At 55.9% G+C, this 15,833-nt stretch carries 11 protein-coding genes; 7 read left to right on the top strand and 4 right to left on the bottom strand.

Going from position 1 to position 15,833, the window contains the following annotated elements:
* Nucleotides 1-112 precede the first annotated feature (112 nt).
* The gene (locus tag G411_RS0102115) at nucleotides 113-2,302 is read left to right on the top strand and encodes a TonB-dependent receptor (RefSeq protein WP_022957518.1); all 2,190 of its coding nucleotides are present in this window, start codon (nucleotides 113-115) and stop codon (nucleotides 2,300-2,302) included.
* 49 nt (nucleotides 2,303-2,351) lie between these two features.
* Complete coding sequence (locus G411_RS0102110) at nucleotides 2,352-2,756, top strand: nuclear transport factor 2 family protein (RefSeq protein WP_022957517.1); 405 nt, start codon at nucleotides 2,352-2,354, stop codon at nucleotides 2,754-2,756.
* Between the two features lie 67 nt (nucleotides 2,757-2,823).
* Here the strand turns inward: G411_RS0102110 and G411_RS0102105 are convergent, their stop codons facing one another.
* The 3 genes from G411_RS0102105 to G411_RS18985 form a co-directional block, all read right to left on the bottom strand.
* Nucleotides 2,824-4,911 carry a putative bifunctional diguanylate cyclase/phosphodiesterase gene (locus G411_RS0102105; RefSeq protein ID WP_022957516.1) on the bottom strand — a complete coding sequence of 696 codons (2,088 nt, stop codon included), beginning with the start codon at nucleotides 4,909-4,911 and terminating at the stop codon, nucleotides 2,824-2,826.
* Between the two features lie 655 nt (nucleotides 4,912-5,566).
* Nucleotides 5,567-7,108 (bottom strand): long-chain-fatty-acid--CoA ligase, encoded by a 1,542-nt coding sequence (locus tag G411_RS0102100; RefSeq protein ID WP_022957515.1) that lies wholly within the window; start codon nucleotides 7,106-7,108, stop codon nucleotides 5,567-5,569.
* Between the two features lie 101 nt (nucleotides 7,109-7,209).
* Nucleotides 7,210-8,244 (bottom strand): AraC family transcriptional regulator, encoded by a 1,035-nt coding sequence (locus G411_RS18985; RefSeq protein ID WP_022957514.1) that lies wholly within the window; start codon nucleotides 8,242-8,244, stop codon nucleotides 7,210-7,212.
* A gap of 156 nt (nucleotides 8,245-8,400) precedes the next feature.
* Between G411_RS18985 and G411_RS0102090 the strand changes: the two genes are divergently transcribed.
* Together G411_RS0102090 and G411_RS0102085 are read left to right on the top strand one after the other, a co-directional pair.
* Nucleotides 8,401-9,609: an acetyl-CoA C-acetyltransferase gene (locus tag G411_RS0102090; RefSeq protein WP_022957513.1), complete on the top strand. Its 1,209-nt coding sequence runs from the start codon at nucleotides 8,401-8,403 to the stop codon at nucleotides 9,607-9,609.
* A gap of 53 nt (nucleotides 9,610-9,662) precedes the next feature.
* On the top strand, nucleotides 9,663-11,810 hold the full coding sequence (locus G411_RS0102085; RefSeq protein WP_022957512.1) for a 3-hydroxyacyl-CoA dehydrogenase NAD-binding domain-containing protein: 2,148 nt from the start codon (nucleotides 9,663-9,665) through the stop codon (nucleotides 11,808-11,810).
* 26 nt (nucleotides 11,811-11,836) lie between these two features.
* Here the strand turns inward: G411_RS0102085 and G411_RS0102080 are convergent, their stop codons facing one another.
* Entirely contained in the window at nucleotides 11,837-12,736 is a 900-nt protein-coding gene (locus tag G411_RS0102080) for a LysR family transcriptional regulator (RefSeq protein ID WP_022957511.1), read from the bottom strand.
* Between the two features lie 98 nt (nucleotides 12,737-12,834).
* Between G411_RS0102080 and G411_RS0102075 the strand changes: the two genes are divergently transcribed.
* From G411_RS0102075 to G411_RS0102065, 3 genes are read left to right on the top strand one after another with little or no spacing between them, the layout of a single operon-like run.
* The gene (locus tag G411_RS0102075; protein ID WP_022957510.1) at nucleotides 12,835-13,494 is read left to right on the top strand and encodes a histidine phosphatase family protein; all 660 of its coding nucleotides are present in this window, start codon (nucleotides 12,835-12,837) and stop codon (nucleotides 13,492-13,494) included.
* A gap of 38 nt (nucleotides 13,495-13,532) precedes the next feature.
* A complete protein-coding gene (locus G411_RS0102070) occupies nucleotides 13,533-14,759 on the top strand; it encodes an acyl-CoA dehydrogenase family protein (protein WP_022957509.1) in 1,227 nt (408 codons plus the stop codon).
* Between the two features lie 13 nt (nucleotides 14,760-14,772).
* A complete protein-coding gene (locus tag G411_RS0102065; protein WP_022957508.1) occupies nucleotides 14,773-15,798 on the top strand; it encodes a phosphotransferase family protein in 1,026 nt (341 codons plus the stop codon).
* The last annotated feature ends 35 nt before the right edge of the window (nucleotides 15,799-15,833 follow it).

Genomic DNA, 15,833 nt, shown 5'->3' with positions numbered 1-15,833 from the left:
CGTAAACGCTCGCCGTTGAGACTATCTCTGGCTAACTTGCCTGAATAATAAAAGAGAGCAAGCGAGCGCTCTGCGCAAACCAACAATAAAGCAGTATACACAGGAGATCTCCATGACGAATATTCCCGCTCGTCGGTCGCTTATCGCGGCGGCGATTTGTGGCGCGTTGTCGGCACCGGCACTGGTTCACGCTGATGATGGGCTGGCGCTCGAAGAAGTACTCGTGACTGCGGAAAAGCGCGAGAGTTCACTTCAGGAAACCCCTATCTCGCTGTTGGCGTTCTCGAGTGAGCGGCTCGAACGCTTCGGTATTGGTGATCTCGGCGATCTGGCGGGCCTGGCGCCCAACGTGACCATGTCGCCGTTCCCAAACAGCCGCAGTTCAATGGTCGTGTTTATGCGCGGTGTGGGAAATAACGACAGCCAGACGACCCAGGACCCGGCGATCGGCGTCTATGTCGATGGCGTTTACATTGCGCGTTCAGTCGGTTTGACAGGTGATGTTGCCGACCTGGAGCGTATTGAAATTTTGCGTGGTCCCCAGGGCACGCTCTATGGCCGCAACACCACCGGTGGTGCGATCAACATGATTACCGCAAAACCCAGTGATGAATTCGGCGTCAGTCAGAAACTCAGCTTCGGCAACCGGGATTTCTGGCAGTCGCTGACCAAGCTTGAAACCGGAAAACATCAGGGTGTCGCCGCAAAAGTGACGTACATGGAATCCAGTCACGAAGGCTGGGTAAAAAATACCGGTGCTGGCGATAATTTCGGTGAAGAGAAGAAAAAGGCCGGCCGGGTAGCCCTGCGCTGGGATGCCAGTGACAGCGTCACCGTTGACTATGCTTACGATTTTTCTGAGATTGACGGTCCGCAGCATTTCTATCAGAAAACCCGCACTTTGATTCCTCTTCCCAGCTTGACGGTTCCTGCCTCTGAGGAACGTCAGGAAAGTGGCACCTGGTGGAAGCCTGTTGAGCCAAGCAGCACAGAAATCAGCGGACACACCTTGATTGTGACTTGGGATTCACCATTGGGTGAGTTTAAGTCGATCACGGGTTATCGCGAGTTGGAAGAGACTACCCACCAAGATTACGGTGGTGGTGACCAATTTTTTGAGGCGAATGTTGAAGTTGAACAGGACCAGTTCTCGCAGGAGTTCCAGCTGGTTGGGGATATCGGCACCAGCGTCCGCTATGTGGCAGGCCTGTATTACTTTGAAGAAGAGTCGTACGAGAGTGAAGTAGACTTCAGTCTGAATCCCACTGTATTTCCCCCAACGTATCCGCAAAGCGAAGGCCGTCAGATCGACTCTGATGCCAAAGCGTACGCGGTTTACGGTCAAGCTACCTGGACGCCGGAAGCACTGGAAAGCAAATTGGACGTAACCTTGGGCGCCCGCTATACCGTCGATAAGCGCTCTGCACGCAAGAACAGCATCTATTTCGTAGGTGGCGAGCAATCCGGCAGCGATGAGTGGAGCAATTTCAACCCCAGTATCACCGTGGACTACAACTGGACTGATGAGCTGAGCACCTATGCCAAAGTCGTAACCGCCTACAAAGCCGGTGGTTTTAACACGCGTAGTACCGAAGCCGGGTTCCAGCCTCCTTTCGATGAAGAAGAGATGACTTCGTATGAGGTGGGGCTCAAGTCTAGCTGGTTGAACAATCGTGTGAGCGTTAACGCGGCGGTGTTCCGTGCGGATTACACCGATATGCAAACGCAGCAGATCACCGATAACAGCACCATCTTCCTGACTGACGTTTACAACGTGGGCGAGGCGCAGATTGATGGTTTCGAAATCGATATGATGGCGGTGCTGCTGCGCGGCCTTACCTTGCAGCTTTCCTACGGCTATACCGACGCTGATTTCGTGGAGTATATCGATCAGCGAGGCGGTAGCCCGACCTTTGGTCAGGATATTTCCGCGGGCGCAAAAATGCCTTATGCCCCTGAGAATAACTACTCGGTAGGACTTGACTATCAGCGAGGAATTGGCAGCGGCGCAAACACAGCCCTGTTAACAGCATCGTTGGACTACAGCTGGACCGACGAGCGTTATGGCACTGCCGTGAATGACGATATCGAGGGTTTTTTCCTCGATGACTACGGCATTGTTAATGCCCGGCTCGCATTGTCGGAAATGAGTGTGGGCGACGGTGAGCTTGAGGTTGCCTTCTGGGGCCGAAACTTGAACGATGAGGACTACAAGGTGCATTCAATCAGCTTGGGAGTTTATCACGCAGCGGTATTCGGTGAGCCCAAGAGCTTTGGTTTCGACGTAAAACTCAGCTTTTGATCCCCGTCACTAAGCCGCCCGTAAGGGCGGCTTAACTCAGGAGAGTACTATGGCTTACGGAAAGTTAGCGCAGCAGGCCAGCGAGCGCTCGGGGCAATATGTCAGTGCCGGAAATCGCGAGGCGTGGTTATCGCTGTTTGCCGACGAAGCGGTGGTGCAAGATCCGGTTGGGGTGTCACCGCTTGACCCCACGGGAGAGGGGCACAAAGGTAAAGAGGCCATTGCCGCCTTTTGGGATATGGTCATTGCGCCGGGCAGTATCGATTTCACCATTGTCAGTTCGCATCCGGCGGGTGACGAATGTGCCAATGTGGTTCACATGGTTAATGCAATGCCGGGCGACATGAAAATTGTCGTCGATATGGTTGTAGTGTACGCCGCGAACGCCGACGGTAAACTGACGTCGCTCAAGGCGTATTGGGATTATGACTCTGTGATGTCGCAACTGACGTAGGGTGCTGCCGCAGTAGTTTGTAAATCGAAAAAGGCCTTCAGTAGAAGGCCTTTTTTACGGACGGAGTTTATTGAGCGCCGGTCAGTGAGGCGATTTTTGAGGCGAAGAGATCCGCGGTCATCGGGTGGTAGAAGAGGTAGCCCTGACCACTGCGGCAGCCGGCATCGGTGACGCGCTTCAGTTGTTCTTCAGTTTCTATTCCCCCGCAGCTCAATTCGTAACCCAGTTCGAGACTGAGCGTGGCAATGGTTTTGATCAGCGCTCGGGCTTTCGTGGAGTGAACGCTGTCGGCGACCAGGTTACGGGAGATTTTTACCTTCTGAACCGGGCATTCGCTAATCGCCTGTAAGGCGTTAGCATCGGCGTCGTCGAGGGTGATGGTAACGCCTCGGGCTTTCGCGGAGATGATTTGTGACTTGATTCCGTCGTTGGGAGATTTAAAGCAGGAGGCACTCAGCTCCAACTCCAAGCGCTCACCGGGAACTGAGAACTGCTGCATAATCCCCAGCAGGCATTTGGAGAAGTCCGGATGCCGGGTTTGCATGTCGCTGATATTCACAGCGATTCGGCCAAATTCAATACCGTCTTTCAGCCACTGACTGGCTTGACGACAGACCGCCCGCAGGACCAAATCGCTCAGCTCTCGGGTTTTGCCGCGCCGTTCTGCCAGCTCATAAAACTCCAGTGGTGATTGCGAGTTTTGATTCGGAAAGCGGGCGAAGGCTTCTACGGCGATAATCTGGCGGGTCTGCAGATCAATAATTGGTTGGTACAGAAGGCTGATTTCAGAGCGATCAAGCGCCCGGGTGATGGCATCGGTAGCCAGTTGATACTCCTCGGATAGTCTGCCGAGCTGGTATCCGGCAAAGCAGTAACCCAGTTTTCCCGCTTTGGCGCGATACATTGCCTCGTCAGCAAGCTGTATCAGCTCATCTTTGCTTTGTGCATCGTCGGGGCAAATGCTGATGCCGATACTGGTGCTCAGGTACAACTCCAGACGGTCCAGGCGCACGGGCGTGGCAAGTGAGTCGAGAATCCGCTCGGCAATCATTGCCACGTCTTCCACTTTTGAAAACCCCCGCAGCAGGGCGGCAAACTCGTCACCCCCGAGCCTCGCGGCGAGGTCGTGCTCGCGCAGACTGTGTTTTAAGCGCGAAGCAAATTCCCGAAGCAGCAGGTCTCCCGCCGCGTGGCCATAGGTGTCATTGATCGGCTTGAATTTATTGAGGTCAAAATACATCAGTGCCAGATTGTCTCCCTGGCGCTGGTTCTTTTCCAAGGCGTCTTCCAATTGGCTTTCGTAGAGCACCCGGTTGGGAAGCCCGGTCAGTGCATCGGTGTGTGCCATTTTTTCCAGGTTGAGCAGGCGTTGGAAGCCCACCTGACGGTCAATCCAGGCGGCAACAATACTCAACCCCAGGATCAGTGCGGCAAACAGACCAATTCCAGAGGCCAGATTCGCGCTGGAGACAACAGATTGAATGGCATGTCCCTCGCCAATGGCATAGAAACGCGATGCTTCCATGGCGGTGTAATGCATGCCGGATACGGAAATCCCGATAATCGTGCCCGAGATGTAACTCACCGCATTTTCCGGCAGTTGTTTCTGGGCGCGAAGATAGCGCCTGATGCTGAGGGCGGTCAGCGCCAGCAGATAGGCGATACCGAATGAGGCAATAAACAGGGGCAGGTCATACCGCAGCCCCGGCATTTGCATGGCCTCCATGCCGGTGTAGTGCATCACGCCAATGCCACCGGCCAGCGCGATAGAACATAGCTGCAGATGCAGACCGCTGAAATTAGCTTGGGATATGAAGTAGAGCGCGGCAACACTACCAGCCATTGCAGGTAGCAGGGAAATCAGGGTCAAACCTGCGTCATACTGCATGTCAGCATGCTCAGGCAGCTTGAAGGCAAGCATGCCGGTGAAATGCATAGACCAGATGCCAAAGCCCAGCGCGGCAGCACCGCCAAGCTGCCACCAGGCCTTGGCTGACCTGGAGGGGCTTGCCGTCATCCTGTCTGCCAGCGCCAGCGCGGTAATGCCTGCAAAGCAGGAGATGACAACAGAGAGGCCTACCAGCAGTGGATCGTAGCTTCCCATCAGCGGATGTCCCAATACCGCTGAATCAGCATCAAATCGCCAAAAATTCATGTCTGGATCACTTGTTCTTGAATCTCGTTTACGGGGGGCTTGTTTGCAAAGAGATGCGCGGTGGCCAAGTCGTTGAGCAATCGTTCATCAGCGTAAGGGAGCACCCATAATGGGTATAGCAAAGGAGTTGTACGGGAGAAAGCCGGATTTGGATTCGCACCGGGCAAATTCCTGAATATGATGCCTGGTGCACAGCTGTGAATAAAAGCGTGAACATGAAGTGCCGTTTTCCGGAATGCTCGTGATGGCGCATACGCCGGAGTATCCGTAAATTCGGGGCTCAGCAATGACGAAGCCCCATTTTAAACGCGTAAGCAGAGGGAGTGATCAAAATGTCGATGGAAATCAGTGACTACCGTTGTCGGCGTTGCGGAAAGGAATATCCCCAGCCAAAGCTCAATCGAGAGGGCCATACCCACTGGGAGTGCCCACATTGTGGTGCACCCGAGAGCATTCACATTACCCCGCGACGAGATCGTGACAGAGACTATCGTGCCTAGTTAGGCTCGCGCTGGTATCGCGTAATGGTCGTCCGGTTGGTGCTTGAAAGGGGGTATGTCAGGGCTTCGCTGACTCAAACTGACCTGGGGACGTCGCGTTTCGGTGTATATCCAAGCGTTGCGCTGATGCTGCCAGCGCAACGCCTTTCCGTATCTTAACCGATCGCTCGCTCATGGCCTTGCCAATAGGGCTCGCGAAGGTGCTTTTTGAGAATTTTTCCGGAGGGGTTGCGCGGCAGCTCGGCATGGTGGGCAATCTGTCTTGGAATTTTGTAGCCCGCGAGGCTGTCTCGCAAAAATGCGACCATTTCATCCGCATCCAGCGATTGGCCTTCTTTTAAAACCACACAGGCGAGCGGGGCTTCGCCATAGTTCTCGCAGGGAATTCCGACAACGGCCACATCCGCAACGGCCGGGTGTTGGCTCAAGGCGTTTTCGATTTCTATGGGATAAATATTCTCGCCGCCGCTGATAATCATGTCTTTGATACGATCACGAAGGAAAATATAGCCCTCGTCGTCAATAAACGCAGAATCGCCTGTGTGTATCCAGCCGTCGCGCAGGGTTTCCTCGGTTGCCTCTGTGCGTCGATAGTAGCCCATCATGTTGGCGTCACAGCGAACCAGTAGCTCGCCGGTTTCTCCGACGCCGAGTTGCTCTCCCTGGTCGTTAACGACTTTTACATCGATACCGGCCTGAGGGCGGCCGCAGGAGGCGAGCAGTTCCGGACGATCTTGACCCGCCCGGCGATGATCTTCTGCAGACAGTGAGACCACTGCGCCGCAGGTTTCTGTCATGCCGTAGACCTGATAGAAATCGCAGTCGAATACTTTCAGCGCACTTTGCAGCAGGGCACTGTTGATTGGCGAGGCGCCGTAGACGATCTGTCTGAGATGGCTGAAATTCCGCTCGCCAAGATCAGGCACCATGTGGATCATTGCCATAATCATCGCGGGAACGACAAAGGTGTTTTCTATTTGGTAGCGCTCCAGATCTTCGGCCACCTTGAAGGGGTCGAAAGTCTTGTGAAGTACAACCGTCCCCCCAGACAGAATCGGGAGAATCAGCGTGCCAGCGCCGCCGATATGGAAGTTAGGTGCGCTGACGAGATCACGGCTGCCCGGACAGGCTTTTACAGACCATGACGCGGCTGCCGAGGCATAGAGAGAAAATATGTTTCGCTGGCTGAGTACGACCCCTTTGGGGCGGCCCGTAGTGCCGCTGGTGTACAACTGCATGATTGCGGCATCGCTGCCGCGGCTGCGGTCGATACCGGCTGCGTCGGGTAAGCTGCGACACCAGGCTTCCCAGCTGCCATCGTGGGAGGAGAGGATGGGTACGCTCGTCTTCAGTGCGGCAATGAGGGGCGCCATATCGGTATCGGGGGCCGCCAGCATCCGCGCATTACTGTCGTCCAGTACATATTGCACTTCTTCCGGTGCGAGTCGGTAGTTCACGGCGCAGAGCACGGCTTCGACGCGACTGCAGGCGACCAGGAGCGTAAGAAATTCCGGGCAGTTCTGACACAGGCAGGCGATGCGATCGCCGGCCTCTATCCCCCGTTCCAGCAGACCAGCGGCAATCGACTCGGATTGGCGCTGGATTTCCGCATAGCTTATGGGCTGATCAGCGAAGATCAGGCAGGCATTCTCTGGGGTTATCCGAGCATGGTAGTCGACGAACTGATGAATTTTCATCACGGCTCCTTGGCATATTATGGGTATTATTGAATGCGGCCGGTTTCACTTTAGAACGAGCTATGCCTGCTTGCCAAGTCGGCAGGTGCCAGTTGCTGTCGTCAGGTGCGTCGGGCTGTGTCGGTGTTCACGGTATTGTGCCGACGGTATTCGCCGGGGCTGCTGCCTGTCCATTTCTTGAATGAGCGGATGAAGGCGCTGGGTTCAGAAAAGCCCAGCTGATAGGCAATCTGCTTGATATCCAGCTCCGGCTCGGCCAGTAATTCAATGGCCAGGTCTCGCAGCAGTTCGTGTTTGATCTGGCGGTAATCACATCCCTCTTGCGCCAGTCGGCGCCGCAGTGTTTGCGTGCCAAGGCCCAGCGCGTCGGCAATGTGCTCGTAGTTCGGCAATTTGGGGAGAGATTTTTTCAGGTAACGACGAATCTGTTCTGTGTAGGTGCCGTCCTGGCCTGGCACATGGAGAAACTCAAAAGGGACACGCTGTAGGTAATCATCGAGTTCAGCCTCGCTGCGGACGATGGGCAGTGACAGCAGGCGGCGCTCGATCACAAACTCGGTATGGGGCTGCTTGAAGCGGGTTTCGCTGTGAAAGAGGTAGTGGTATTCGTCGCGATGCGCCGGAACGGGGTAGTGAAGATTCACCCGCAGCAGCGGTAATGGTGTCCCGCACAGCCAGCAGAACAGGCGGTGAAACATCATCATATGCTGCTCACACACCCAGGGCGTCAGTTCATATTCAGGGTCGGCCTCGAGGCGAAAAAAAGCATAGGCATCGCGTTCAATGAGGCTGACGCGATAGCCGCTGTCAAACAGATTGAATAGCTCCCTATGCCGACTCAGTGCCTGCCCCAGATCGTCACTGTGGTGACAGTAGCGAACCAGCGCAGCCATGGTGCCAATGCGCTGCGGTGTTTTGTTGTAACCGAGCGATTCATCATTCGACAGTTGGGTGGCGGCGTCCAGCAGGCGGGCAAATTGCGCGGGGCGCACCCTGGCACGATTGCTGTTGAGTACCGATTCGCTGATATCGCAGTGCTGCAGCAAGTCGCTCAATTGCCGATGCGGCAGCGCCAGTTTTGCGACAACGGCCTGCACAAACGATGATGAAATGGTGCGGTTGTGGCTGCTGCTCACGGCTTGCCGATCCTTCGCTGAGAGGGTGAGAAGCTCAGCAGTCTACGCCGGGCTGTAAGAAAATGTCTATTGTATGTCACGGTCGATCATTGTCTGTGCTTTCGCTGAGCGCCACTCTTTGCTGCACATAAAATCCAAGCAAGGGTGAAACAAACCATGAGCAACAGCGCTTTTATCTATGATGCCGTCCGGACCCCCCGGGCCAAGGGCAAAATGGGCTCGCCACTGAGCCAGGTGAAGCCGGTGGACCTGCTGGCCGGTCTGCTGAATGGTCTGCGCGACCGTCACAATCTGGATACCGCACTGGTCGACGACGTCGTCATGGGCTGCGTCATGCCGGTCGGAGAGCAAGGCGCGTGCGTCGCGAAAACGGCGGCCATGAAGGCAGGCTGGGATGAGTCAGTAGCTGGCGTTCAGTTGGATCGCTTCTGTGCCTCGGGCCTTGAGGCCGTCAACCTGGCCGCGATGAAGATCGCCTCCGGCTGGGAAGAGCTGGTGGTTGCGGGCGGTGTAGAAAGCATGTCTCGTGTCCCCATGGGCTCGAATGGTGGCGCCTGGGGCGAAGATCCGCAAACGGCCTTCGACACCGCTTTTGTTCCTCAGGGTATCGGTGCTGACCTGATTGCCACGATGGAAGGTTTCTCACGGGCAGATCTCGACGGCTTCGCTGCGCGCTCGCAGGAATATGCGGCTCGCGCCAGAGAAGCGGGATACTTCGACCGCTCTGTATTGCCGGTGAAAGACGTCAACGGCATGACCATCCTTGAGAAGGATGACTTCATCAAGCCGGGTACAACGGTAGAAAGCCTGAGCAAGCTGCGTCCGTCTTTTGAAATGCTGGGCGGGCTCGGTTTCGATGATATCGCTCTGAGCAAATACCCCCAGGTTGCCAAGATCAATCACGTCCATCACGCCGGTAACTCATCGGGTATTGTCGATGGCGCATCTGCCGTATTGATTGGCAGCAAGGCTGCTGGCGAGAAAATCGGCCTGAAAGCACGTGGCCGTGTAGTCGCGACCGCGGTGACGGGTACCGAGCCCACCATCATGCTGACAGGGCCGGCACCGGCGACCTGGAAAGTCCTCGAAAAGGCCGGCATGAAAATCGAAGACATTGACCTGTTTGAGATTAACGAAGCTTTTGCGTCGGTGGCGATGCGCTTCCAGAAAGATACCCAGGCACCCTGGGAAAAAATTAACGTCAATGGCGGCGCCATTGCGATGGGGCACCCTCTCGGCGCAACCGGTGGCATGCTCGTCGGCACCATTCTTGACGAGCTTGAGCGTCGCGACCAGCGCTTTGGCCTGATCACGCTCTGTGTGGGCGGTGGCATGGGTATCGCCACGATTATCGAACGCCTGTAAGCCGTCGCAACACGCGATGTCCACAACGACATAACAGAATATAGGTAAGTCCAATGACTGGAACATTTAACTACGAAAAAGACAGCGACAATATCGTAACCGTCACTATGGATATGAGTGGCCCGGTAAATGCGATGAACGATGAGTACATGGCGCTGATGGGCTCCACTGTAGAGCGCCTTGAGGCCGAGCGCGACAGTATTGCGGGCGTGGTTCTGACCTCAGCCAAGAAGACCTTCTTTGCCGGCGGCGATATCAAGAGCATGTTGACGCTCGAGCCCGGTAAAGGCGAAGCCGAAATGTTCAAAATGAACATGGAAATCAAGTCTGTGTTGCGCCGCCTGGAAAAGCTGGGCAAGCCGGTTGTTGCGGCCATTAATGGTGCCGCGCTGGGCGGTGGCTACGAAATCTGTTTGTGCTGTCACCACCGTGTGGCCCTGAACAGCAAAGCGGTACAAATTGGTCTCCCTGAAGTGAGCCTCGGCCTGCTGCCTGGCGGTGGCGGTATTGTTCGCATGGTGAATAAATTTGGCGCCGAGCGCGCGATCATGCCACTGCTGGAAGGCACGCGCTTCTCTGCCGACAAGGCCCATGCCGCCGGTCTGGTTGAAGAGCTGGCCGACAGTCCGGAAGACATGATTGCCAAAGCCAAAGCCTGGGTGAAAGCAAATCCTGAAGCCCAAAACCCCTGGGATGTGAAAGGCTTTAAAATCCCTGGTGGCGATGCGAAAAACCCCAAGATTGCCCAGATGCTCCAGGGCGGCAACCCCATGTTGTACAAGAAGACACGTGGTCTGGTTCCCGCGCCGGTGAAAATCCTGGATGTCATCGCCGATACCTTGCGGGTGGATTTCGACACCGCTCTGGAAATTGAAGCGCGTGTCTTCGTCAGCCTGGTGACAACACCTGTTGCCAAAAATCTGATGAACTTCTTCCTGCAGATGAATCAGGTGAACGGTGGCGGCAGCCGTCCGAAAGGCTTCGATAAGTATCAAACTAAAAAAGTAGGCGTACTCGGCGCAGGTATGATGGGCCAGGGCATCGCCTATGTCTCGGCGATGGCTGGCATTGAAGTCGTCCTGAAAGACATCAGCCAGGATGCGGCAGACAAGGGCAAGGCCTACAGCGAAGGTCTGCTTGATAAACGCGTTGCCAAAGGCCGTATGACAGAAGAGAAAAAAGCGCAGGTGCTGGGGCTTATCAAGGCTACCGCCGATGCTGATGATCTGCAGGGCTGCGATCTGATTATCGAAGCCGTGTTTGAGAATGTCGACCTGAAACACCAGATTACGCAAGAACTGGAAGGCAAGCTGGCCGAGAACGGCGTATGGGGCTCAAACACCTCGACCCTGCCGATCACCCTGCTGGCTGAGCCGTCTAAGAAGCCCGAGAACTTCATTGGTATCCACTTCTTCTCACCCGTCGATAAGATGCCGCTGGTGGAAATCATTGTCGGTGAGCAAACATCCGATGAGACACTGGCCAAGGCGTTTGACTATTCCCAGCAAATCCGCAAAACGCCGATCGTGGTTAACGACTCACGCGGTTTCTTTACCTCTCGCGTATTTGCCACCTATCTGGATGAAGGTGCCTTGCTGCTGGAAGAGGGCGTCGATCCGGTACTGGTTGAAAACCTCGGTCGAGCCATTGGTATGCCGGTTGGACCGCTGGCCGTGCAGGATGAGGTCAGTCAGCAACTGGGCGTAAAAGCCACCGAAACCAATATGGCGCTGGATGCGCGTCTGGGGGATAACTTCTCACGGGAAACCGCCAGCTACCGTTTGTCCAAACGCTTGATCGACGAGCATGGTCGTGGTGGTCGTTTCCACGGCGGTGGTTACTACGATTACCCTGCGGGCGGCGAAAAAGCGCTGTGGCCGGAAATTTACAACTGGTTCTATAACCCGGAAGTGAATCTGCCGGTGGAGGATGTAAAAGACCGCCTGTTGTTCCGTCAGGTCGTTGAGTCGCTGCGCTGTTACGAAGAAGGTGTGTTGAATAATGTGGCTGACGCAAATATCGGCTCCATTATGGGCATTGGCTTCCCGCCCCACACTGGCGGTGTGCTGCAGTACGTAAACACATATGGTGTGAAGGCCTTCGCCCAGCGTCTGGCTGAGCTTGAGGACCGCTATGGTGAGCGTTTTGCCGTACCGCAGGTGCTGAAGGACAAAGCCGAGAAAGGCGAACTGTTCGCCTGAGCGGTTGAGCCGGGGGCTCCCCGGCTTTACTGACTATCTGCGTCTACGCATGCCTCAAGCCGATCACGTAACCAGTGAATGCTGGGTTCGTGATCGGCATTTTTATGCCAGTAGATATTTAATTCGAGCGGTGGACAGTCGAAGGGCAGGGGGCGTTGCTGCCAGCCCATGCGCAGTGCCTGGGTTTTAGGGACGGCGGCAATATAGTCGCTGTTGTGCAGCAGGCCGGGAAGACCGGAATGATGTTGCAGGCGCAGGGCGATGCGGCGCTGTTGTCCAATGCTGCGAAGCGCCAGATCAACATGGCCCGAACCTCGGCTGCGACTGGAAATGTGGATGTGTCGTGCGCTGAGAAAGCGCTCCAGCGTCAGCTCTCCTTCGGTGAGTGGGTGCCCGTTGCGCATAACACAAACATAGTGATCGCTGCGCAGCGAGCGATACAGCAGTTCACTGCTGTTTATCAGTGGTGCGTCGATGGCCAGTTGCAGTTCACCGCTGGCCAGCGCCAGGGGAATTTCCTTGCGGCGCATGAACACCACCTCCAGATCAATGCCCGGTGCGTGGTCCTGAAGATGTTTCAACAGCGACGGCAGCAGAAATATCTCGGCGTGCTCAGTGGCATGAATGCGAAAGGTCTGACGGGCCTCGGCGGCGTTAAATTCCATGCGTGTGCGCACGCATTGATCCAGCTCGCGCAGTGCTTCGCGAACCGGTGTAATGAGTTGGCGTGCCAGTGGCGTCGGGCTCATCCCTGACGGGCCGCGGACAAACAGCGGGTCGTCGAGGGTATTGCGCAATCTGGCCAGCGCATTGCTGACCGCGGGCTGGGTGACATGGAGGACGCCTGCGGCCCGGGTCAGGCTTTGGTGGCTGTAGATCGCGTCAAAGACAACGAAGAGGTTCAGGTCTATGCGGGAAAGGTTCACGGTATCGTCATCACTGATATTTATTTATATGAATAATAAAAATAAATTTAAGTAATTAATAGCGCCTGCGTAGACTGCTTGCACAAACAGGAGGACTCATGAGCGAAATCTATGTTGTGCGCCACGGTCAGGCGGCATTCGGCACCGATGATTACGATCGGCTGACGGACGTAGGCTGGGAGCAATCCCGGCTGTTGGGCGAGTATTTTCGCGGACGTGAAATGCGTTTTGCTTCAGTGTTTACCGGCGATATGCGCCGCCACCGCGAAACGCTGGCGGGATTGCGCGACAGTCTGCCGGGCACCCCCGATGCCGAGGTACTGCCGGGACTGAATGAGTACGATTTTCACAGTATGTTGAAAGTCTATCCACCGGCGCTGGAGCGCGCTGAAGAACTGAAAGATGCCAAACAGTTTTACCGCCTGCTCAGAGAGGCGCTCAAGGACTGGAGTGAAGGAGGCCTGCAGGGAGCCGAGGAAACCTGGCAGGATTTTGAGCGCCGCGTCGGTGGCACCTTGCAGCGCATCGCTGAGGTCGACGGGCCCGTTCTGGTGATTACCTCCGGCGGCGCCAGTAGCGCGATGCTGCGCAATATTCTTGGGCTGACTGTAGACACCATGATCGACCTGAATCTTCAGGCCAGAAATACCGGGGTCAGCCAGTATTACTGCAAGCGCGGTGCCTACCTGCTGAACAGTTTCAATACCGTGCCCCACCTTGAACAACCCCAGGATCGTCATCTGATTACCTACACCTGAGTCGCGTGGCGATCTCAGTCTATTGCGAGGAGAACATCATGGATTTAAGCCCTTCAGCCAAGGCGCAGGAACTCCTGCTGCGACTGCAGCAGTTCATGAACGAGCATATATATCCCAATGAGCATGCCTATGCTGAGCAATTAGCCGCTGCCGATGACCGCTTTGCCGTTATGCCACTGATGGACGAACTCAAGTCCAAAGCTAAAGCGGCGGGTTTGTGGAATTTGTTTGTGCCGGAGGAGTATGGTCAATACAGCGATGTGGGCGGCCTGAGCTTTCTGGATTACGCGCCGCTATGCGAGGAGATGGGCCGCGTATTATGGTCGCCCGAGGTGTTTAATTGTAACGCTCCGGATACCGGCAACATGGAAGTGCTGATGAAGTACGCGACCGATGCACAGCGGGAGCAGTGGCTGACGCCGCTTCTCAGTGGTGATATTCGCTCCTCTTACGCAATGACCGAGCCCCAGGTCGCTTCCAGTGATGCAACGAATATCGAGTTGCGTATTGAAAAAGACGGCAATGACTGGGTGTTGAATGGGCGCAAGTGGTTTATTACCGGCGCGATGAATGCCCGCACCGAGATTTTTATTGTGATGGGGAAAAGCGATCCCGAAAACCCCAATCGCCATCTGCAGCAGACGCAGGTACTGGTTCCCAAGGGGACGCCCGGTGTAAAACTGTTGCGGCCGCTGACCACCTTTGGTTACGACGATGCGCCCATTGGACACGCTGAGATGGTCTTTGAGAATGTGCGGGTGCCCTTGGAAAATGTACTGCTGGGTGAAGGGCGGGGCTTTGAAATTGCGCAGGGTCGTCTCGCACCGGGACGCATGCATCACTGCATGCGCCTGATCGGCGCCGCCCAGCGTTCGCTGGAGCTGGCCTGCCAGCGCGCGGTATCGCGCACAACCTTTGGTCGGCCGCTCAGCCGTCATCAGTCAGTGCGCGAGGAAATCTCCCGGAGTTTCTCTGAAATCGAGATGGCGCGCCTGCTGGTTCTGAAAACCTGCAAATTAATTGATGAGCAGGGGCCGCTGGCGACAACCGATATGATTGCGGCGACCAAAACTACCATCCCATTGCTGGTACAAAACGTTATTGATCGCTGTATGCAGTTGCACGGGGCGGGGGGCTTCACGGAAGACTATATGATGGCCGAAGCGTTCAACTATGCGCGTTGGTGCCGTCAGGCCGACGGTCCGGACCAGGTGCACCAGATGGCACTGGGCAAACAAATCATCAACCGCTACAGCGGCGAGTAACACGGGGGAGAGCATGTCTGCATTTGAATTGGATACCGATGCGCTGAGTGCGTATCTGCAAGATCACGTTCCGGGTTTTCAGGGGCCGGTCAGCGCTGAGAAATTTCCCGGCGGCCAGTCCAATCCGACGTACCGGCTCGATGCCGCCAGCGGTCGTTATGTGCTGCGGCGCAAGCCACCGGGCAAACTGCTTAAGTCGGCACATGCGGTTGATCGCGAGTTCAAGGTGATGTCTGCGCTGGCAGACAGTGCTGTGCCGGTGCCGACGATGCGCGTGCTGTGCGAAGACGACAGTGTGATCGGTTCCATGTTCTACGTGATGGATTTTCTCGATGGGGACATTCACTGGAATGCGGCCTTGCCCGATCACCAGCCCGCGCAGCGGACGGCGATGTACGACCGTATGAACCAGTTGCTGGCCGATCTGCACAATGTGGATGTCGAGGTGGTTGGCCTGAGTGATTATGGTAAGCCCGGTAACTACTTTGCCCGGCAGCTTAACCGCTGGACCCAGCAGTACCGCGCCAGCGAAACCTCGCGCCTGGAATCGGTGGAGAAGCTGATCGCCTATCTCGAAGAAAAGCTTCCTGAGGACGATGGGCAAAGCTGCCTCGTGCACGGCGACTTCCGGTTGGACAATATGATGTTCGCCAAGGGCGGTGAGGAGATTATTGCACTGCTGGACTGGGAGCTGTCGACACTCGGGCATCCCTATGCCGACCTGGCTTACCAGTGTATGCAATGGCGATTGCCCAGCAGCGCCGCCATTCCCGGATTGGGCGATGTCGATCGTGAGGCATTGGGCATTCCCAGTGAGGCGGAGTACGTTCGCCGCTACTGCGAGCGACGGGGTATCGACGCGATTCCCGGCTGGGAGTTTTATCTGGCCTTTTCCTTTTTCCGACTGGCGGCGATTCTGCAGGGAGTTTATAAACGGGCTCTCGACGGAAACGCGTCTAACACCGCCGCGAAATCTCTGGGGGCGATGACCGACCCCCTGGCCTCGATGGGTGTCGCCGTGGCGGAACACGGCGCCTGACCCCGCAGCCTTTATAACGACAATGATCCCGGCTC

Source organism: Spongiibacter tropicus DSM 19543, assembly GCF_000420325.1.
GTDB classification, from domain to species: Bacteria; Pseudomonadota; Gammaproteobacteria; order Pseudomonadales; family Spongiibacteraceae; genus Spongiibacter; species Spongiibacter tropicus.
The sequence above is the reverse complement of the archived record's forward strand: the minus strand, read 5'-3'. Positions and strand labels throughout refer to the sequence as shown.

What these genes read in the sequence shown, in the direction of transcription:
- G411_RS0102115 (WP_022957518.1), top strand. Translation starts at nt 113, where the DNA reads ATGACGAATATTCCCGCTCGTCGGTCGCTTATCGCGGCGGCGATTTGT.
- G411_RS0102110 (WP_022957517.1), top strand. Translation starts at nt 2,352, where the DNA reads ATGGCTTACGGAAAGTTAGCGCAGCAGGCCAGCGAGCGCTCGGGGCAA.
- G411_RS0102090 (WP_022957513.1), top strand. Translation starts at nt 8,401, where the DNA reads ATGAGCAACAGCGCTTTTATCTATGATGCCGTCCGGACCCCCCGGGCC.
- G411_RS0102105 (WP_022957516.1), bottom strand. Translation starts at nt 4,911, where the DNA reads ATGAATTTTTGGCGATTTGATGCTGATTCAGCGGTATTGGGACATCCG.
- G411_RS0102065 (WP_022957508.1), top strand. Translation starts at nt 14,773, where the DNA reads ATGTCTGCATTTGAATTGGATACCGATGCGCTGAGTGCGTATCTGCAA.
- G411_RS0102075 (WP_022957510.1), top strand. Translation starts at nt 12,835, where the DNA reads ATGAGCGAAATCTATGTTGTGCGCCACGGTCAGGCGGCATTCGGCACC.
- G411_RS0102070 (WP_022957509.1), top strand. Translation starts at nt 13,533, where the DNA reads ATGGATTTAAGCCCTTCAGCCAAGGCGCAGGAACTCCTGCTGCGACTG.
- G411_RS0102100 (WP_022957515.1), bottom strand. Translation starts at nt 7,108, where the DNA reads ATGAAAATTCATCAGTTCGTCGACTACCATGCTCGGATAACCCCAGAG.
- G411_RS0102085 (WP_022957512.1), top strand. Translation starts at nt 9,663, where the DNA reads ATGACTGGAACATTTAACTACGAAAAAGACAGCGACAATATCGTAACC.